Genomic DNA, 18,915 nt, shown 5'->3' with positions numbered 1-18,915 from the left:
CGTCGGGCCCCGCGGGTCGCGGGGGCTCACAACCGGCCCAGCTCCTCCTCGAGGTCGTCGAGCCCGAGGGCGCCCAGCGACAGCGCCGCCATGTGCCACGCCTTGAGGTCGAACGCGTCGCCGTGCGCGGCCCGTGCGGCCTCGCGGCCGGCCAGCCAGGCGCGCTCCCCGAGCTTGTAGCTGATGGCCTGCCCGGGCCAGCCCAGGTAGCGCACGATCTCGGAGTCCATGAAGTCCCCGGGGCGCCCCGAGTGCATCCCGAAGAACTCGCGCGCCAGCGCGGGCGTCCAGGTCTCGCCGGGGGCCAGCGGGGAGTCGTCCGGGACGCGGTAGCCGAGGTGCATGCCGATGTCGATGACCACCCGGATGGCCCGCATGACCTGCGCGTCGAGGTACCCGATGCGCGTCTCGGCGTCGAGGTAGCCCAGCTCGTCCATCAGGCGCTCCGCGTAGAGCGCCCACCCCTCGGTGGCGCCGCTGGAGGACCCCAGCGTGGTCTGGTACGTCGAGAGGCTCGGCGCGACGTGCACCCACTGGGCCAGCTGGAGGTGGTGGCCCGGGACACCCTCGTGGTACCAGGTGCTGACGAGGTCGTAGACCGGGAAGCGCGTGCGCCCCAGCGTCGGGAGCCAGGTGCGGCCCGGGCGGGCGAAGCCGATCGAGGGGCGCGTGTAGTACGGCGCGGCCGCGCTGCCGGGCGGCGCGATCATCGCCTCCACGGTGCGCAGCGGCGGCGCGATGTCGAAGTGGGTGCCGTCGAGCTCGGTGATGGTGCGGTCCATCATCGCCTGCAGCCAGTCCCGCACCTCGTCGACGCCCTCGACCGCGCGGCCGTGCACGTCGAGGTGGCGCATGGCCTCCACCGGCGAGGCGCCGGGGAGGATCTCGTCCGCCAGCACCTCCATCTCCGCCCGGATGCGCCGCACCTCCTCCCAGCCCCACGCGTAGGTGGCGGCCGGGTCGATGGTGGCGCCCGCGACGCGGCGGGCGCCGAAGACGTAGCGGTCCTCGCCGACCGCGTCGGGGGTCCCGGCCGCGGCGGGCAGGTAGGTGCCGGCGAGGTAGTCGCGCAGGTCCGCGACCGCGGCGGCCGCCCGGTCGGCGGCGGCGCCCAGCTCGGGGCCCAGCGCCTCGGGGCCGCCCGCCACGAAGCCGTGGAACCACGACGCGGGCGCCGCGGTCCAGGCGTCGAGCTGGCCGACCAGGGTCTCGACCTGCAGCGGCGCGGCGAGCAGGCCCCGGCGGCGGCCCTCCTCCAGCGCGGCCGTCCACGACGCGTAGGCGTCGGGCACGCGCGCCATCCGTCGCGCGATCGTCGCCCAGTCCTCCTCCGTCGCGGTCGGCATGAGGTCGAAGGTGCTGCGCACGGACTGGGCGGGGCCCATCAGGTTGCGCACGGTGCGCAGGTGCTCCCCGCGCTCGAACGCCTCGACCTCGACGCCCAGGCGGTCGCGCAGCAGGCGGGCGCAGCGGGCCTCGAGCTCGTCTCGCGCCGCCCCGTCGCGCTCGAGCGCCGTCAGGTCCGCCAGGGTCCGCCGGGCCAGGTCCGCCCGGGCGGCCGCACCGTCGGGGGAGAGGTCGGGGAGCCGGTCCTCGTGCTCGACCAGGCCGATGCTGCTGCTGACGAGCGGGTCGAGCTCGCCGACCGCGTGCAGGTAGGCGTCCGCGAGCACGCGCGGGGTGGTGGGGGCGGGCGGGGAGACCGGGGTCGAGGGTGCGTCCGACATGTCCCCCATCTTGCAACCGGCCCGCCTGCGTCCCGCGCCGGGCCCCGGGGGAGGATCGGGGCCATGGCGATCCTGATCGTGCGGCACGGCGAGACCGAGTGGAGCCGCGACGGGAGGCACACGTCGGTCACCGACCTCCCCCTCACGGCGGTGGGCGAGGAGCAGGCCCGCGCCCTCGCGCCGCGCCTGGCGGAGCGCGACGTGGCCCTGGCGCTGACCAGCCCGCGGGCGCGGGCGCGCCGTACCGCGGAGATCGTGGGGTTCGGGGCGGCCGAGGTCGACGAGCGGTTGGTCGAGTGGGACTACGGCGACCTCGAGGGACGCACGACGCCCGAGATCCGCGAGGACCACCCCGGCTGGACGGTCTGGTCCGGCGAGGTCCCCGGCGGGGAGACGCCGGACCAGGTGGGCGCGCGGTGCGACGCGGTGCTCGCCGACGTCCTGGCCCGCGTCGACGTGCGGGAGCGCGACGTCCTGCTGGTGGCGCACGGCCACCTGCTGCGCGTGCTCGCGGCGCGCTGGCTGGGTCTGCCGCCCGACCACGGTCGGCTGCTGCGCCTCGACACCGCCCGCCTCACCGAGCTCGGTCACGAGCGCGAGCAGCAGGTGCTCCTGCGCTGGAACGCTTGAGCCCGGTGCTTGACGGCGTCGGACCCGGCGCCGCACCGTAGGCCCCATGCTCGTCGCAGGATGCCCGCGGTGCCCCTCCCCGGTCACGGAGTGGCAGGGCACCTGGGCGTGCGGCTCGCACGGACCGACGGCCCCGCTGTGGCGCCCGCACGAGGTCACCTACGACGCGTTCGCCGAGCAGCTGCGCCGCACCCCGGCGTTCCCGACGTACCTGCCGTGGCCGCTGGGGCCCGGGTGGCAGGTCAGCGACTTCGCGCTCGTGGGGGCCGACGAGGACAGCACCGCGGCCACCTTGACGTGCGCCTCCGGGCTCAGCGCCCTGGACGGGCCCGTCGAGGTGCTGGTCGTGGCCGAGGAGCCGGGCGTGGGCCTGGGCGCCCGCTGCGCCGGGACCGCGGCCCCCGACCCGGGTACGGAGGTGGGGCGCGGCACCCCCGACGTGCGGGTGCGGATCGGCACCCAGGCCGTGCCGCTGTGGACGGTCTCCACCAGCGGCGCCGACGAGCGGTTCGACCGCTCGGTGCTGGCCGGCGAGGCGCTCGGGCGCTGGTTGTGGCTGGTGCTGCGGCCCGCCTCGGCGATCCTGCTGCTGCGCGACGACTGGATCCTGCGCGACGTGTCCGGGCTCGGGCCGCCGCTCGTCGAGCTGCCCTTCGGCGGTGAGCGCCCCGCCTGGTGAGCGTGCCGGCCGACCGGCGTCCCGGTTCGGCCCGTGGGCACCGGCGTCCTAGGGTCGGGGGGTGCGCATCGACCTGCACGCCCACTCCAGCGTCAGTGACGGCACCGACACGCCCGCCGGGCTCGTGCGGGCGGCGGCTGCCGCGGGCATCGACGTCCTCGGGGTGACCGACCACGACACCAGCGCGGGGTGGGCGGCCGCCGCCGTCGAGGCGGAGGCCCTCGGCGTCGCCCTCGTGCGGGGCATGGAGGTCAGCACGCGGTTTCGGGGCCGCGGCGTGCACCTGCTCGCCTACCTCCCTGACCCGGCGTACCCGCCGCTGGTCACCCAGCTGCGCGCCGTCCTGGAGGGGCGCGACGCCCGCGTGCCCGGCATGGTCGACCGGCTGCGGGACCTGGGGGTCGACCTCACGGTCGAGGCGGTACGACGGGTCGCCGGTCCCACCGCGGCCGTCGGGCGCCCGCACGTGGCGGACGCGCTCGTGGAGGCGGGGTACGTCGCGTCCCGCGCCGAGGCGTTCGACCGGTACCTCAGCCCGGGCCGGCCGGCGTACCACGGCCGCGCCGCGGTCGAGCTCGAGGCCGTCCTCGACGTCGTCCGTGCCGCCGGCGGCGTCTGCGTCGTCGCCCACCCGTGGGGCCGGCACGACCCCGGCGTGCTGGACGCGGAGGGCCTGGCGCACCTGCGCTCGCGCGGGCTCGTCGGCATCGAGGTCGACCACCAGGACCACGACGTCGCCGCCCGCGCCGAGCTGCGGGGGATCGCGCGGGCGCTCGACCTCGTCGTCACCGGCTCGAGCGACTACCACGGCACGGGCAAGGTCGACCACGACCTCGGGTGCAACCTGACGGCCCCCGACGAGCTCGCCCGGCTGCTCGCCGCGGCCGAGGACGCCGCGCGGGAGGCCGGGCGGTCCGGCACGCCGATGCTCTGGCATGGGCGGGCGCCGGTCTGAGGGCTGGTCCGCCCCCCCCCCGGTTCTGCGGGCCGCTCCGCGCCCGTTCGGGAGCGGGCTCAGCGCCCCAGGCGCTGGAAGCGCAGCAGCACCGGCGTCGGCACGGCGCGGGCGAGGCCCACGAGCGCGCGATAGCGCCGCGTCGGCACCACCAGCGCCCGGTTCGCCTCGACCGCGGCCAGCGACTCGCGCACCACGACCTCCGGCTGCAGCCACAGCGCCCGCGGGGCCGAGCCCCGCTCGACGCCCATCCGGCCGTGGAACTCGGTGCGCACGAAGCCGGGGCAGACCGTCGTCACCCGCACGCCGCGCGGGCCGTACTCCTGCGCTGCCCAGACACCGAAGCGGTTCACCCAGGCCTTCGCGGCGCCGTACGTGCCGCGGGGGAGGAACGCGGCGACGCTCGAGACGTTGACGACCGTGCCGCCCCCGCGCTCCACCATCCCCGGCAGCGCCGCGTGGGTCAGGCGCAGCACGGCGGTCACGAGCACGTCGAGCATGGCCTGCTCCGCCTCGACGTCGGCGTCGAGGAACCGCTCCTTGAGGCCGAAGCCCGCGTTGTTGACGAGCCACCCCACGGGCCGGGCGGGGTCGGCCAGGCGGGCGGCGACGCGGTCGACGTCCGCGCGGTCGGCGAGGTCGGCCGCCAGGGTCTCGACGTGGACGCCGTGGCGGCGGGCGAGCTGGTCCGCGGCCTCCGCGAGCCGGGCCTCGTCGCGGGCGACCAGCACGAGGTCGAGCCCGCGGGCGGCGAGCTGCTCGGCGAACTCCCGGCCGATGCCGGCGGTGCCGCCGGTCACGACGGCGGCGGTGCGCCCCGTCGTGCCGGGGCGGGGTGCGGGAGCGGGTGCGGGTGCGAGGTCCGCGGCGCCGGTGCCGGTGACGTCGGCGGGGTCCTCGGCGGGGTCCTCGGCGGAGGGGGAGGTGCTGGTCATGTCCGCATCATGACGGGTCCGTCCGCATCCCGGGCGGGGGCCCGCTGCTCGTGCATGATGGGGCGCCATGGGCACCGTTCTCGCGATCGCGAACCAGAAGGGCGGCGTCGCCAAGACGACCTCCGTGGCCTCCCTCGGGGCGGCGCTCGCCGAGCTCGGGCACCGCGTGCTCGTCGTCGACCTCGACCCGCAGGGCTCCCTGACCTTCTCCCTCGGCATCGACCCGGAGGACCTCCACGTCTCGGTGCACCAGGTGCTGACCGGCGGCCTGCCCGCCCAGGAGGCGGTCCTCGCCACCGAGGACGGCGTCGACCTGCTGCCCGCCACCATCGAGCTCGCCCGCGCCGAGGCCGAGCTGCTGACCCGCACCGGTCGCGAGCAGGTGCTGCGCGCCGTGCTCGAGCAGCTGGTCGACGACGGGGTCGAGCACGACTGGGTGCTGCTCGACTGCCCGCCCTCCCTCGGTGTCCTCACCGTCGCGGCGCTCACGGCCGCCGACGGCGTCGTCATCCCGCTGCAGTGCGAGACGCTGTCGCACCGCGGCGTGTCGCAGCTGCTCGACACCGTCCACGACGTACGCCGCTTCACGAACCGGGGCCTCGAGGTCTGGGGCGTGCTCCCCACCCTGTACGACGGACGCTCCACCCACGCGCGCGCCGTGCTCGAGTCGATCCCGTCGACCTTCGAGCTCGACGTGTTCGAGCCGCCGATCCCCAAGACCATCCGGTTCGCCGAGGCGCCGGCGCGGGGGCGCTCCATCCTCGCCACCGCCCGCAGCACGAAGGGCGCCGAGGCCTACCGCTCCGTCGCGGGCGCGCTCGTGGAGCGCGCGGCCCGCCCGCGCTGACCCTCCTCACCAGGCCGGCCGGACCGGTCGCGACGCACCGAGGCCCGGTGCCCGGACCAGCGAGTGGTCGGGCACCGGGCCTCGGTGCGTGCGGCTGCGGGGGAGCAGCGCGTGGTGCGTCGCTCAGGCGTCGGTGGCCCCGGCGGACGCCGGGGCGCTCGAGCCCTCGCCCGACGACTCGCCGGCCGGGCGACCGGCACCGCCGCGGGAGCGGCGACGACGGCGACGCTTCGGGGCGCCACCCTCGCCGGAACCCTCGCCGGAACCCTCGCCCGCCGGGCCGTTGTCCCCGGTCGGAGCGGTGACGGTGACCGTCGTGCCCGCCTCGGAGCTCGCCGCGGCGTCGCCCTCGGCGGGCTGGCCGCTGCGGGTCCGGGTGCGCGTGCGGTTGCGGTTGCCGCTGGGCCGGTCGCCCTGGCGGCGCTCCCGCGGCTCCCGCGAGGACGGCTCGCGGGGCTCGCGCGGCTTCTCGGGCACGATGCGGCCCTTGGTGCCCTCGGCGATGCCCATGTCCGTGTAGAGGTGCGGGGAGGTCGAGTACGTCTCCACCGGCTCGTCGAACGGCAGGTCGAGCGTCTTGTTGATGACCTTCCAGCGCGTCACGTCGGCCCAGTCGACGAACGTGACCGCGACACCCGTGGCGCCGGCGCGGCCGGTGCGGCCGATGCGGTGCACGTAGGTCTTGTCGTCCTCGGGGCACGTGTAGTTGACGACGTGGCTGACGCCGGCGACGTCGATGCCGCGGGCGGCGACGTCGGTCGCGACGAGCACGCGCAGCTTGTCCTCGCGGAACTTGGCCAGCGCCTTCTCGCGCGCGGCCTGCGCCATGTCGCCGTGCAGGGGGCTGGCGGCGAAGCCGCGCTCCGCGAGGTCGTCGGCCACCCGCTGCGCCTGGCGCTTCGTGCGGGTGAAGACGATGACCTTGTCGGAGACGTCGGCCTGCAGGATGCGGCCGATGATCTCGGGCTTGTCGAGGTCGTGCGCCTGGTAGACGAACTGCGCCGTGGCGGGCACGGTCGCGTTCTCGTACGACGACTCCGCGCGGATGTTCATCGGGGTGCGCATGTGCATGCGGGCCAGCGCGACGATCGCCGAGGGCATCGTGGCGGAGAACAGCATGGTCTGGCGCGAGTCCGGCGTCTTCGACAGCAGCTTCTCGACGTCGGGCAGGAAGCCCAGGTCGAGCATCTCGTCGGCCTCGTCCAGCACGAGCGAGCGCACGTGCGACAGGTCGAGGGCGCGGCGGTTCGCGAGGTCGAGCAGGCGGCCCGGGGTGCCGACGACGACGTCGACGCCGGTCTCGAGGGCCTCGAGCTGCGGCTCGTAGCCGACGCCGCCGTAGACGGTCAGCACGCGGATGCCGCGGTCGGTGCCCGCCAGCTTGAGGTCGTTCGACACCTGGAGCGCGAGCTCGCGGGTGGGGGCGACGACGAGGGCCTGCGGCTTGCCGGCCGGCAGCGCGTCGTACCCGGGGTCGCCGGCGGCGACGCAGCGCTGGAGCACCGGGATGCCGAAGGCGAGGGTCTTGCCGGTGCCCGTGCGGGCCTGGCCGATGAGGTCGGTGCCGGCCAGGGCGACCGAGAGGGTCATCTCCTGGATGGCGAACGGGGTGACGATGCCGGCGCGCTCGAGGGAGTCGCAGATGTCGGGGTGCACGCCGAGCGTGCGGAAGGTGGTGGTCAGTGTCCTCTTCGCTTTCGTGAGCAGGTCGGTGTGGCCGACCCGTCGACGCGCGCCGCCCGCGGCGCCGGAGGGCCTGCGGTTGCGGCGGGAGAAAGAGGTCTGCCACGCACATGCCGGCGGGGACGTCCCGCCGATCACCGGGTGCGTCCCGCGTCGGCCGTCCGGGGGTCCGGGTGGGGCTCAGGGGGGCGCGGGGTGCGCTCGGTGCCACCCAGTGTATCGCCTAGGCTGCGCCGCATGAGCGATTCCCCCGCCGGCGCCCCTTCCGCCGCGCTCGAGGACCCGACGTACCGGGCCGCGGTCGTGGACCTGCTGGGCGCCGTGGCGTACGGCGAGATCTCCGCGTTCGAGCGTCTGGCGGAGGACGCCAAGCTCGCGCCGACGCTGGAGGACAAGATCGAGCTCGCGACCCTGGCGGCCAGCCAGCTCGCCGAGCTCGACGCGCTGCGGGAGCGCCTCGTGGAGCTCGGGGCCGACCCGTTCGAGGCCATGGCGCCCTTCCGGCGCCCCATCGAGGACTTCCACCGCCACACCGCGCCCGCCGACTGGTGGGAGAGCCTGGTCAAGGCGTACGTCGGGGACGGGCTGGCCGCGGACTTCTACCGCGAGGTCGCCGCGTTCCTCGACCCGGCGACCCGCGACCTCGTGATCGCGACGCTGGGCGACACCCGGCACTCGGAGTTCGTCGTCGACCGGGTGCGCGCCGCCTTCGAGACGCAGCCGCAGCTCGCGGGCCGGCTCGCGCTGTGGGGCCGCCGGCTGATGGGCGAGGCGCTCACGCAGGCCCAGCGCGTGGCGGCCGAGCGCGACGCGCTCTCCGCCCTGCTGGCCGGGGGAGTGGCCGACGCCGGCCTCGACCTGGCCGCGGTCGGTCGGATGCTCACCCGCATGACGGAGCAGCACGCCGCCCGCATGACGAAGCTGGGGCTGGCCCACTGACCGGGGCGACCCCCGGTACGCCGCTCCCGCCGGTGGTGCTCGTCGCGCCGGCGATGGCGATCGGGTCGGGCTACTACCGCCCGCTCCTCGAGGAGCTCCGCGCCCGGGGCTGGGAGGCCGAGGCCCTGCCGCGCCGCGGTCACGAGGCCGACGGCGTCCGGGCGTCCCGGTCGAACGACTGGGGCTACGCCGACGAGATCGACGAGATGGCCGCCGCCGTGGCGCGGTGGCGCGCCGCCGACCCCGGCCGCCCGGTCCTCGTGCTCGGCCACAGCATGGGCGGGCAGATGGCGGTCGGCCACCAGCTGACCCGCGACCCCGCGGACGGCGTCGTCCTCGTCGGGGCGTCGCTGCCGCACCACGTGCTCTACCCGCGACGCGGGCCGGGCATCGTCGCCCTCGCCGCGCTGGTCCCGGCCGTCACGGCGGTGGTGGGGCACCACCCGCGTCCGCTCTTCGGCGGCCCCGGCGGTCGCACCCTCATGCGCGAGTGGGCGTGGATGGCGCTGACGGGCCGCCCGCCGTACCCGACCCGGCGCGGGCTCGCCGGTCCCGTGCTGTCGGTGACGCTCGAGGGCGACCGGATGGCGCCCGAGCGGGCCAACCGCGTGCTCGCGACGCGGTGGGCCGACGACGACGCGCGGGTCACGTCCTGGACGTACCGGACGCGCGACGTGCCCGCGGGCGGCAGCAACGACCACGTGCGCTGGGTGCGCTCGCCGGGACCCGTGGTCGACCGGCTCGTGACGTGGTGGGAGGCCGAGGGGGCGGAGCGCCCGGACGCCGCGGCGACCGGGCACCCCGCGGGGGCTCAGCCCCGGAAGCCGACCTGGCCGACGCTCGGCGAGCCGATCTCGACGTAGGCGAGCTTGGCGACCGGCACGATCACGCGCCGGCCCTTCGTGTCGGTGAGCTCGAGCAGGTCACCGGCGCCGCGGACGAGGTCGGCGACGGCGTCGGCCTCGAGGTTGGTCTCGACGACGATCTCGCGCGGGGCGTGCTGGACGCCGATCTTGATCTCCATGGTTCCTCCGCAGGTTGGTCCCGGCGCCGCGGTGGCGGCCCCGGACGGGTCGGTCGGACGGTGGTGCGGGTGGTGCTCTGCGACGCTCCGGGTACGACGACCGCTCAGGCCGGCGTGCCCTCGTCCTGCTCGTCGTGCTTGGGGTAGCCCCGGATCCCGCGCCAGGCGAGCCCCGACACGAGGTCGACGGCCTGCTGGATCGTGATCCCGGAGGTCTCCGAGAGCCAGAACCGGGCGCTGACCTGCGCCATTCCCACGAGCGACACGGCGAGCAGCCGGGCGGCCTCGTCGGGCAGGCCGGTGTCGTCGCGGATGACGTCGGCGACGAGCTCGGCGGTCTCGGAGGTGACGCGCTCGACCTGGGCGCGCACGGCGGGCTCGCTCGTCAGGTCGGACTCGAACACGAGCCGGAAGGCGCCCGTCTCGGCCGCCACGTAGTCGTAGAACGCCTTGATGGCGGCCGCGACGCGCAGCTTGTTGTCCCCCGTGGAGGCCAGCGCCTCGCGGCACTGCGCGATCACGGCGGCGCAGGACTCGTCGAGCAGCGCCAGGTAGAGGTCGAGCTTGCCCGGGAAGTGCTGGTAGAGGACCGGCTTCGAGACCCCGGCGCGCTCCGCGATGTCGTCCATCGCCGCGGCGTGGTAGCCCTGCGCGACGAAGACCTCCAGCGCCGACTCCAGCAGCTGCGCGCGGCGCTCCCTCCGGGGGAGCCGACCGCCGCGGGGGCGTGCGCCCCCGCCGAGTGCGAAGTCTCCGATGCCCACGTGGTTCTCCTCGTCTCCATCTCCCTGCGGCACGGCCGCGGCGCCCGAGCCTACCGTCCGGATGACGGACGGCTGCGCGCCGGTCGGGGCGGGCGGCGGGAACATGGGGAGCGCGGTCGGTGTTGGCCGATCACCAGGCCCCTCGCGGGGCTCCGTCCCGGACGAGGAGAACCCGTTGTCCTTCCCTGCACTCGTGGAGCCGGCCGCCGAGCTGACCGTCGACGAGGTCCGCCGCTACAGCCGTCACCTGATCATCCCCGACGTCGGGATGACGGGGCAGAAGCGGCTGAAGAACGCCAAGGTGCTGGTGATCGGCGCCGGCGGTCTCGGCAGCCCTGCGCTGATGTACCTCGCGGCGGCGGGTGTCGGCACCCTCGGCATCGTCGAGTTCGACGAGGTGGACGAGTCGAACCTGCAGCGCCAGATCATCCACGGCCAGTCCGACGTCGGGCGCCCCAAGGCGCAGTCGGCGAAGGAGTCGGTCCAGGAGATCAACCCGCTCGTCGAGGTCGTCGTCTACGAGGAGCGCCTCGACAACGACAACGTCCTGCAGGTCTTCGAGGGCTGGGACCTCATCGTCGACGGCACCGACAACTTCGCGACGCGCTACATGGTCAACGACGCGGCGTACTTCCTGAAGATCCCCTACGTCTGGGGCTCGATCTACCGCTTCGACGGCCAGGCCTCCGTGTTCTGGCCCCACGCGGTGGACGAGGACGGCACCTCCGCCGACGCGCCCTGCTACCGCTGCCTCTACCCCGAGCCGCCCCCGCCGGGCATGGTGCCGTCGTGCGCCGAGGGCGGCGTGCTCGGCGTGCTCTGCGCGTCGATCGGCTCGATCCAGGTCAACGAGGCCATCAAGGTCCTCACCGGCGCCGGCGAGCCCATCGTGGGCAAGCTGATGATCTACGACGCCCTCGAGATGGAGTACCGCAAGCTGAAGGTCCGCAAGGACCCGAACTGCGCGCTGTGCGGCGACAACCCGACCGTCACGGGCCTCATCGACTACGAGTCGTTCTGCGGCGCCGTCTCGGACGAGGCCGCCGACGCGGCCGCGGGCTCGACCATCTCGGTCGTGCAGCTCGAGCACATGCTCAAGGAGCGCGAGGAGGGCACCCGCGACTTCGTCCTCGTCGACGTCCGCGAGCCCAACGAGTACGAGATCAACCAGATCCCGGGCTCCGTCCTCATCCCCAAGGGCGAGTTCCTCAACGGCAACGCGCTGGCCGACCTCCCGTCGGTCGACTCCGGCACGCAGGTCGTCCTGCACTGCAAGAGCGGCGTGCGCTCGGCCGAGGCCCTGGCCGTCATCAAGGGCGCCGGGTACGACGACGCCGTCCACGTCGGTGGCGGCGTGGTCGCCTGGGTCAACCAGATCGACCCGAGCCAGCCGGCGTACTGAGCCACCCGCGCCGGCCGGAGCGCCGGCAGCGACCTCACCCCGGGGCCCGACGAGCACACCGCTCGCCGGGCCCCGGGTGCGTCCGGGCCGCCGCGCTCCCGGCGCGACCCGGCGTAACCCGTGCGCGGGGTGTGTCGTTCGTCACTCCATGACCCCCTCTCGGACCTCCCTCCCCGCCCGCGCCGGCGCCGTCCTGGCCGTCGGCGCGCTCACCGCCACGCTCGGCACCGCCGCCGCCTCGCCCGCCTCCGCCGCGCCCCGCACGACCTGGGCCGACGCCGACACCGCCGCCATCCACCCGGGCGTGCAGATGTACACCGAGGGTGGCCAGTGCACGGGCAACTTCGTCTTCACCGACGCCGAGGGCTCGACGTACGTCGGGTACGCCGCCCACTGCGCCGGCACCGGCGAGGCCACCGACACCGACGGCTGCGAGGCCGGCTCCCTCCCGCTCGGCACCCGGGTCGACTTCGTCGAGGGCGGTTCCCTGCTCGGGGCGGGCACGCGGGTGGGCGGCGGCACGCTCGTCTACTCGAGCTGGCTGGCCATGGAGGCGACGGGGGAGACCGAGGCCGACACGTGCGCCTACAACGACTTCGCGCTCGTCGAGGTCGACGCCGCCGATGCCGCGGACGTCAACCCGTCGGTGCCGTTCCACGGCGGGCCGGTGGGCCTCGCGACGGACGGCGCGGACGCCGGCTCGACCGTCTACTCGTTCGGCAACTCGAGCCTGCGCGCCGGGATCGAGCTGCTCTCGCCGAAGGTCGGCCTCACCCTCGGCCAGGGTGGGAACGGCTGGACGCACTCCGTCTACACGCTCACCCCCGGTGTGCCGGGCGACTCGGGCTCCGGCTTCCTCGACGCGCAGGGCCGCGCGCTGGGGACGCTGTCGACCCTCGCCCTGGCGCCCCTGCCCGCGTCCAACGGCGTGGGCGACCTGTCGCGCGAGCTGGCGTACGCCCAGCAGCACTCGGGCATCGCCGGGCTCGCGCTCGTCCCGGGCACGGAGCCGTTCCGGGGGATGCTCGGCTGAGCGCCTCCGGGATCTCGGGCGGCTCCCTCGCGGAGGGGGCAGGAGGAGGGGGTCGGCCCACGCCGGCCCCCTCCGTCCGCCGTGCCGCGGCCCGGGAGACTGGACCCGTGAGCCCCGCGCACCCGGAGCACCCCGACCGCCCGGACCGCCCCGACCACCCGGACCACCTCGACCCCCCGCCCACCGGGCCGGACGACGCCGAGCGCTTCGCCGAGGCCGTGCTGCGGGTGGTGGAGGCCGTCCCCCCGGGGCGGGTCACGACGTACGGCGCCATCGCCGAGGTCGTGGGCAGCGGTCCGCGCCGCGTCGGGTCGGTCCTGGCCCGCGAGGGTGGGGGTGTGCCGTGGTGGCGGGTCGTGCGGGCGGACGGCTCGCACCCGCCGCAGATCCGGGACCGCTCTGCGCTCGAGCACGCCGCCGAGGGCACCCCGCGGCGCCCCTCGGGGCGCGTCGACGTGCCGGCCGCCTTCTGGCAGCCGGACCCGGGTCCCCCTAGGGTCGGGCCGGACGTGGACCACGGCGAGGGGGACTGATGGAGCAGAGCGCACCGGCGACGAGGGTGATGGTCGTCGACGACCACCCGATGTGGCGCGACGCGGTCGAGCGGGACCTCGTCGCCGCCGGCTTCGAGGTCGTCGCCGTGGCCGCGAACGGCACCGAGGCGCTCAACCGCTTCAAGGCCGCGCGGCCCCAGGTGGTCGTGCTCGACCTGCAGATCCCCGAGCCCAGCGGCGTCGAGGTGACCGCGCAGGCCCTGGCCCACGACCCCTCGGCACGTGTCCTCATCCTGTCGGCCTCCGGCGAGCAGGCCGACGTGCTCGCGGCGGTGAAGGCGGGCGCCACCGGCTACCTCGTGAAGTCGGCGTCGCGGGAGGAGCTGATCACCGCGGTACGCCGCGTCCACGCCGGCGACACGGTCTTCACGCCCGGCCTGGCCGGACTGGTGCTGGGGGAGTTCCGGCGCATCTCCGGCGGCGACGCCCCCGACGACGGCGCCCCGCGGCTCACCGAGCGCGAGACCGAGATCCTGCGCTTCGTCGCGAAGGGCATGTCCTACAAGCAGATCGCGGAACGCCTGGTGCTCTCCCACCGCACGGTGCAGAACCACGTGCAGAACACGCTGCGCAAGCTGCAGCTGCACAACCGGGTCGAGCTGACCCGGTGGGCGATCGCGCAGGGCCTGGAGGACCTCGACGACCCCACCGGCGACGAGGACGCCTGAGCGTGGGGGAGCCGACCGACGCCGTCGTCGCGGAGGCCGACGCGCTCTACGCGCTGGCCCCGGGCGACTTCACCGCCGCCCGGGACGCGCGCGCCAAGGAGCTCAAGGGCGAGGACGCCGGGCTCTCCCGCGCCGTCAAGGCGCTGCGGCGCCCGTCGGTCGCCGCGTGGCTGGTGAACCAGCTGGTGCGCCACGAGCCGGCGCGGGTGGAGGACCTGCTGTCGGTCGGGGCCGCGCTGCGGGAGGCGCAGGAGTCGCTCTCGGCCGACGACCTCCGTGCGTTCACCCGCCAGCGGCGCCAGCTGAGCGCCACGACGACCACCCGCGCCCGGGCGCTGGGCCGTGAGCTCGGCACCCGGGTGAGCGAGTCCGTCGCCGAGCAGGTCGAGGCCACGCTCACGGCGGCCATGCTCGACGCCGGCGCGGGCGAGGCCGTGCGCACCGGCCTGCTGACCGGGGCGCTGGAGGCCGCCGGGCTCGACCCGGTCGACGTCGACGCCGCCCTCGCGCTCCCGGGGGCGCTGGGCCACGTCGCGACCCCCGTGGAGACCGACGGGAGCGGGGACGACGACGGGGCCGCCCAGGGAGGCGGGCCGGAGCTGCGCGTCGTACCGGACCCGGACGCGGCCGCGCGGGTGCGGGAGGAGGCGGAGCAGGCCCTGGCCGCTGCCGAGGAGCGCCTGGCCGCGGTCGAGGCCGAGCTGGGCGAGCTCGACGCCGAGGTGGAGGAGCTGGAGGCCCGCGGGATGCAGGCCCAGGCCCGCGTCGACGAGCTGCGTGCCCTGCTCGCCGAGGCCCAGGAGCAGCAGGCGCGCACCGAGGACGAGCTGGCGGACGCGGAGGACGCGCGGGCCGAGCAGCAGGAGGCGGTCGAGACGGCGCGCGCCGAGCGCGAGGAGGCCGCGGCCGCCCTCGACCGGCTGGACGACGCATGACGGGACGGGTGGGGTCGCGAGGGTCCCGACCCCGCGCGCCGGTGGACGCCACCGGGCGCGGAGGAGCACAGTGGCAGCGCGGTGACCGGGCACAGGGGTGCCCCGGTCCGCGGGAGGACCGGCCCCGGGCCGGGGACGGAGGAGCACGTGGCTGACCGGACCAGCACGACGGGCGGCACGACGGGCGGCGCGACGGGCACGGCGGGGGAGACCCAGGACGAACCCGGTCTGCAGCGGGTGATCGGGCCCGGCCTGCTCCTGCTCTTCATCATCGGCGACATCGTCGGCGCGGGCATCTTCGCCATCACCGGCAGCGTCGCCGGCCAGGTCGGTGGTGTCGCGTGGCTGCCGTTCGTCGTGGCGTTCGCCATCGCCACGCTGACGGCCTGCTCGTACCTGGAGCTGGTCACGAAGTACCCCCAGGCCTCGGGGGCGGCGCTCTACGTGCACAAGGCCTTCGGGATGCACTTCGTGACGTTCATCGTCGCGTTCACCGTCATGTGCTCGGGCATCACGAGCGCCTCGACCTCCTCGAGCCTCGTCGCGACGAACCTCCTGCAGGGCCTCGACGGCATCTTCGGCGGCGTCCCGACCGGCACGGTGGCCACGCTCGTCACCGCCCTGCTCATCATCGTGGTGCTGGGGCTGGTCAACCTGCGCGGCGTCGGCGAGAGCGTGAAGCTCAACGTCGTCCTGACGATGGTCACCGTGGTGGCGCTCGCGATCGTCATCGGCATCGGCATGTGGACCGCGGCCAGCGGCAAGGGCGACCTCGGCCGCATCGTGATCTTCGAGAGCGAGGCGGACAAGAACCTGTTCGCGGCCGTGACGGTCGCGACGGCGATCGCCTTCTTCGCGATGGTCGGCTTCGAGGACTCGGTCAACATGGTCGAGGAGACGAAGGACCCGATGCGCATCTTCCCGCGCATGATGCTGACCGGCCTGGGGATCTGCGTCCTGCTCTACATCCTCGTCGCCATCACCGTGGTGCTCGTCATCCCGATCGACGACATCGCGAACCCGGAGAACCCCGACGCCGGCATCCTGCTCGACGTCGTGCGCATCGGTGCGCCGGGCATCCCGGTCGACACGATCTTCCCGTTCCTCACCGTGTTCGCCGTCGTCAACACCGCCCTCATCAACATGCTGATGGCGAGCCGCCTCGTCTACGGCATGGCCCGCCAGGGCGTGCTCCCGCGGGTCCTGGGCCGCGTGCTGCCCAGCCGGCGCACCCCGTGGGCCGCGATCGTGTTCACGACGCTGCTGGCCATGGGCCTCATCACCTACGTCCGCCTCCAGGACGGCACGAGCGTCGTCGGCGCCCTCGGGGGCACCACGGCGCTGCTGCTCCTCGCCGTCTTCGCGGTCGTCTGCGTCCTGGTCCTGCGCCGCGACCCCACGCCGGAGGGCGCCTTCCGGGTGCCGACCGCGCTGCCCGTCGTCGGCGCGATCGCCTGCGCCTACCTCGTCGGTCCCTGGGCCCGCCTGCCGGAGCAGTTCATCCAGTACCGCATCGGCGGGGTCCTCCTGCTCATCGGCGTGGGGCTGTGGGTGCTGACGTGGTTCGGCAACCGCGCGCTGCGCCAGGAGCGCACCGGGTTCCGGGACATCGAGAAGCTGGAGGACTGAGCCGCACCCGGCCGGTCCCGGCGGGCCCCGGGCCGCGGTCCGGGACGGACGGGGTGTCCGCCTGCCGCGACGGTTCCGTCGGCGGGTGCGGGCCGTCGTACCCTGGGACGGTGAGCATCCCCGACCTGTCCACCCTCCACGCCCTCGGCGCGGCGCAGCAGCCGACCTACCCGGACCCGGCCGCGCTCGAGGCCGCCGTGACGACGCTGCGGACCGCGCCGCCGCTGGTCTTCGCCGGCGAGTGCGACGACCTGACGACCAAGCTGGCCGCGGTCGCGCGGGGCGAGGCGTTCCTGCTCCAGGGCGGCGACTGCGCGGAGACCTTCGCGGGCGTGACCGCGGAGAACGTCCGCAACAAGCTGCGCGTGCTGCTGCAGATGGCGGTCGTGCTGACGTACGCCGCCAAGGTCCCGGTCGTGAAGGTCGGGCGCCTCGCGGGGCAGTACGCCAAGCCGCGCTCCTCCGACGAGGAGACCCGTGACGGCGTCACCCTGCCGGCGTACCGCGGTGACGCGGTGAACGGCTACGAGTTCACCGAGGCCTCGCGGGTGCCGAACCCCCAGCGCCTCGTCGACGTCTACAACGCCTCGGCCGCGACGCTCAACCTCGTGCGCGCCTTCACCACGGGCGGCTACGCCGACCTGCGGCAGGTCAGCACGTGGAACACCGACTTCGTGCGCAGCTCGCCCATCGGCCAGCGCTACGAGGCCCTCGCCGGCGAGATCCAGAGCGCGCTCGACTTCATGTCGGCGATCGGCGCGGACCCGGTCGAGTTCCACAAGGTCGACTTCCACTCCTCGCACGAGGCCCTCGTGCTGGAGTACGAGCACGCCCTGACGCGCATCGACTCGCGCACCGAGCAGCCCTACGACGTGTCGGGCCACTTCGTGTGGATCGGCGAGCGGACCCGCCAGCTCGACGGCGCCCACGTCGAGCTGCTGAGCCACATCAAGAACCCGATCGGCGTGAAGCTGGGCCCCACCACGAGCGCCGACGACGCGATCGCGCTGGCCGCCAAGCTCAACCCGGAGAACATCCCGGGCCGCCTGACCTTCATCACGCGCTTCGGTGCCGCGAAGATCCGCGACGGCCTGCCCGAGCTGGTCGAGAAGGTCACGGCCGCCGGCCTGCAGGTCGCGTGGGTCTGCGACCCGATGCACGGCAACACGTTCACGGCGAGCTCGGGCTACAAGACCCGCGCGTTCGAGGACGTCATCGACGAGGTCCAGGGCTTCTTCGACGTGCACCGCGCGCTCGGCACCTGGCCCGGCGGCCTGCACGTCGAGCTCACCGGTGACGACGTCACCGAGTGCGTCGGCGGCGGCGAGGAGCTGGCCGAGATGGACCTCGGCAACCGCTACGAGTCGGTCTGCGACCCGCGCCTCAACCGCGTGCAGTCGCTCGAGCTGGCCTTCCTCGTCGCGGAGATGCTGCGCGCGACCCCGCGCGACTGATGCCCGCCGACGTCGTCGCCGACCGAGCCGCCGACGGCCCGGTCGTCGACCTCCGCTCCGACACCCTGACGCGCCCCACCGAGGCGATGCGCCGGGCGATGGCCGGGGCGGAGGTCGGTGACGACGTGTACGGCGAGGACCCGACGGTCCGGCGCCTGGAGGAGCGGGTGGCCGAGCTGCTCGGCCACGAGGCCGCGCTGTTCTGTCCCACGGGCTCGATGGCGAACGTTCTCGCGCTCCGCACGGTCGTCGGGGTCGGCCAGGAGGTGCTCTGCGAGGCGCAGGCGCACGTGGCACGCGCCGAGCTCGGCGCCCACGGCGCCTACACCGGGCTGACGATGCGCACCTGGTCGCACCCCACCGGGGGCGTCGACCTCGACGCGGTGGCGTCGATGTTCGCCCCGGACCTCGGGCCGTTCTTCGTGCGGACCACCGCGATCGCGGTGGAGAACACCCACAACTTCGCCGGCGGCACCGTCGTGCCCCTCGCGGACATCGAGGCCCTCACCGCGTTCGCGCGCGCGAACGGCGTCGGCGTCCACCTCGACGGCGCCCGGATCTTCAACGCCCACGTCGCCACGGGCGTCCCGCTCGCGACGTACGGCGGGCTCGTCGACGTCGCCGCGGTGTGCCTGTCCAAGGGCCTGGGGGCCCCGGTCGGCTCGCTCGTCGTCGGCTCCGCGGACGCCATCACGGAGAGCCGCGTGTGGCGCAAGCGGATGGGTGGCGGGATGCGCCAGGTCGGCGTCCTGGCCGCCGCAGGCCTCCACGCGCTCGACCACCACGTCGAGCGCCTGGCCGACGACCACGCCCACGCCCGGCTGCTGGCCGAGGCCTGGGGCGTCGACCCCGCGGGCGTCGCCACCAACATCGTCGTGCGCGACGTGCCGGACGCGCCGGCCCACGTGGCCGCCGCCCGCGAGGCGGGGGTCCTGGTCTCGGCCGTCGGCGCCCGCACGGTGCGCCTCGTCACCCACCTCGACGTCACCCGCGCTGACGCCGAGCGCGCGGCCCGGGTGCTCGCCACCCTCTGAGCCGCTGGGGGAGCCGCTCGGGG

The 18,915-nt window shown here is 75.1% G+C and carries 19 protein-coding genes; 14 read left to right on the top strand and 5 right to left on the bottom strand.

The genetic code is table 11. The features are described from left to right. Positions 1 to 26: 26 nt before the first annotated feature. Entirely contained in the window at positions 27 to 1,727 is a 1,701-nt protein-coding gene (locus ACOACO_RS13770) for a DUF885 domain-containing protein (protein WP_420296843.1), read from the bottom strand. A 63-nt stretch (positions 1,728 to 1,790) separates the two neighbouring features. Here ACOACO_RS13770 and ACOACO_RS13765 point away from each other — a divergent pair, with 63 nt between their 5' ends. From ACOACO_RS13765 to ACOACO_RS13755, 3 genes are all read left to right on the top strand, one after another. Continuing rightward, the gene (locus tag ACOACO_RS13765) at positions 1,791 to 2,357 is read left to right on the top strand and encodes a histidine phosphatase family protein (RefSeq protein ID WP_420296842.1); all 567 of its coding nucleotides are present in this window, start codon (positions 1,791 to 1,793) and stop codon (positions 2,355 to 2,357) included. A 46-nt stretch (positions 2,358 to 2,403) separates the two neighbouring features. Beyond that, the gene (locus ACOACO_RS13760; protein WP_420296841.1) at positions 2,404 to 3,036 is read left to right on the top strand and encodes a DUF6758 family protein; all 633 of its coding nucleotides are present in this window, start codon (positions 2,404 to 2,406) and stop codon (positions 3,034 to 3,036) included. Between the two features lie 61 nt (positions 3,037 to 3,097). After that, entirely contained in the window at positions 3,098 to 3,991 is an 894-nt protein-coding gene (locus tag ACOACO_RS13755; protein ID WP_420296840.1) for a PHP domain-containing protein, read from the top strand. A 59-nt stretch (positions 3,992 to 4,050) separates the two neighbouring features. On the opposite strand, the gene ACOACO_RS13750 is transcribed toward ACOACO_RS13755, so the two are convergent. Further along, entirely contained in the window at positions 4,051 to 4,926 is an 876-nt protein-coding gene (locus tag ACOACO_RS13750; protein WP_420296839.1) for an SDR family NAD(P)-dependent oxidoreductase, read from the bottom strand. A 67-nt stretch (positions 4,927 to 4,993) separates the two neighbouring features. Here ACOACO_RS13750 and ACOACO_RS13745 point away from each other — a divergent pair, with 67 nt between their 5' ends. Further along, positions 4,994 to 5,773, top strand: a complete 780-nt coding sequence (locus ACOACO_RS13745) for a ParA family protein (RefSeq protein ID WP_420296838.1) — start codon at positions 4,994 to 4,996, stop codon at positions 5,771 to 5,773. Between the two features lie 123 nt (positions 5,774 to 5,896). Here the strand turns inward: ACOACO_RS13745 and ACOACO_RS13740 are convergent, their stop codons facing one another. Beyond that, complete coding sequence (locus tag ACOACO_RS13740) at positions 5,897 to 7,429, bottom strand: DEAD/DEAH box helicase (RefSeq protein ID WP_420296837.1); 1,533 nt, start codon at positions 7,427 to 7,429, stop codon at positions 5,897 to 5,899. 264 nt (positions 7,430 to 7,693) lie between these two features. On the opposite strand from ACOACO_RS13740, the gene ACOACO_RS13735 reads away from it, so the two are divergent. After that, entirely contained in the window at positions 7,694 to 8,395 is a 702-nt protein-coding gene (locus ACOACO_RS13735; RefSeq protein ID WP_420296836.1) for a ferritin-like fold-containing protein, read from the top strand. A 32-nt stretch (positions 8,396 to 8,427) separates the two neighbouring features. Beyond that, entirely contained in the window at positions 8,428 to 9,258 is an 831-nt protein-coding gene (locus tag ACOACO_RS13730) for a serine aminopeptidase domain-containing protein (RefSeq protein WP_420296835.1), read from the top strand. Here the strand turns inward: ACOACO_RS13730 and ACOACO_RS13725 are convergent. Continuing rightward, positions 9,207 to 9,419, bottom strand: a complete 213-nt coding sequence (locus ACOACO_RS13725) for a DUF3107 domain-containing protein (RefSeq protein WP_420296834.1) — start codon at positions 9,417 to 9,419, stop codon at positions 9,207 to 9,209. The genes ACOACO_RS13730 and ACOACO_RS13725 overlap by 52 nt on opposite strands. A 104-nt stretch (positions 9,420 to 9,523) precedes the next feature. Then, a complete protein-coding gene (locus tag ACOACO_RS13720) occupies positions 9,524 to 10,183 on the bottom strand; it encodes a TetR/AcrR family transcriptional regulator (protein ID WP_420296833.1) in 660 nt (219 codons plus the stop codon). 175 nt (positions 10,184 to 10,358) lie between these two features. Here ACOACO_RS13720 and moeZ point away from each other — a divergent pair, with 175 nt between their 5' ends. The 8 genes from moeZ to ACOACO_RS13680 all read left to right on the top strand — a co-directional run bounded on the left by moeZ (position 10,359) and on the right by ACOACO_RS13680 (position 18,892). Then, entirely contained in the window at positions 10,359 to 11,585 is a 1,227-nt protein-coding gene (gene moeZ, locus ACOACO_RS13715; RefSeq protein WP_420296832.1) for an adenylyltransferase/sulfurtransferase MoeZ, read from the top strand. A gap of 148 nt (positions 11,586 to 11,733) precedes the next feature. Then, entirely contained in the window at positions 11,734 to 12,618 is an 885-nt protein-coding gene (locus ACOACO_RS13710; RefSeq protein ID WP_420296831.1) for a hypothetical protein, read from the top strand. Positions 12,619 to 12,725: 107 nt separating this feature from the next. Then, positions 12,726 to 13,151, top strand: coding sequence for an MGMT family protein (locus ACOACO_RS13705; RefSeq protein ID WP_420296830.1), 426 nt, complete (start codon positions 12,726 to 12,728; stop codon positions 13,149 to 13,151). Then, on the top strand, positions 13,151 to 13,840 hold the full coding sequence (locus ACOACO_RS13700; RefSeq protein WP_420296829.1) for a response regulator: 690 nt from the start codon (positions 13,151 to 13,153) through the stop codon (positions 13,838 to 13,840). Before ACOACO_RS13705 ends, ACOACO_RS13700 begins: the two co-directional genes overlap by 1 nt. 2 nt (positions 13,841 to 13,842) lie before the next feature. After that, positions 13,843 to 14,775: a hypothetical protein gene (locus ACOACO_RS13695; protein WP_420296828.1), complete on the top strand. Its 933-nt coding sequence runs from the start codon at positions 13,843 to 13,845 to the stop codon at positions 14,773 to 14,775. 147 nt (positions 14,776 to 14,922) lie between these two features. Then, positions 14,923 to 16,404, top strand: a complete 1,482-nt coding sequence (locus ACOACO_RS13690) for an APC family permease (protein ID WP_420296827.1) — start codon at positions 14,923 to 14,925, stop codon at positions 16,402 to 16,404. Between the two features lie 110 nt (positions 16,405 to 16,514). After that, the gene (locus ACOACO_RS13685) at positions 16,515 to 17,858 is read left to right on the top strand and encodes a class II 3-deoxy-7-phosphoheptulonate synthase (RefSeq protein WP_420296826.1); all 1,344 of its coding nucleotides are present in this window, start codon (positions 16,515 to 16,517) and stop codon (positions 17,856 to 17,858) included. Beyond that, complete coding sequence (locus ACOACO_RS13680; RefSeq protein ID WP_420296825.1) at positions 17,858 to 18,892, top strand: threonine aldolase family protein; 1,035 nt, start codon at positions 17,858 to 17,860, stop codon at positions 18,890 to 18,892. The genes ACOACO_RS13685 and ACOACO_RS13680 overlap by 1 nt, the downstream gene beginning before the upstream one ends. Positions 18,893 to 18,915 lie beyond the last annotated feature (23 nt).

Origin of the sequence: Nocardioides sp. CPCC 205120 (assembly GCF_048654585.1) — a bacterium.
GTDB lineage: Bacteria > Actinomycetota > Actinomycetes > Propionibacteriales > Nocardioidaceae > Nocardioides.
The sequence above is the reverse complement of the archived record's forward strand: the minus strand, read 5'-3'. Positions and strand labels throughout refer to the sequence as shown.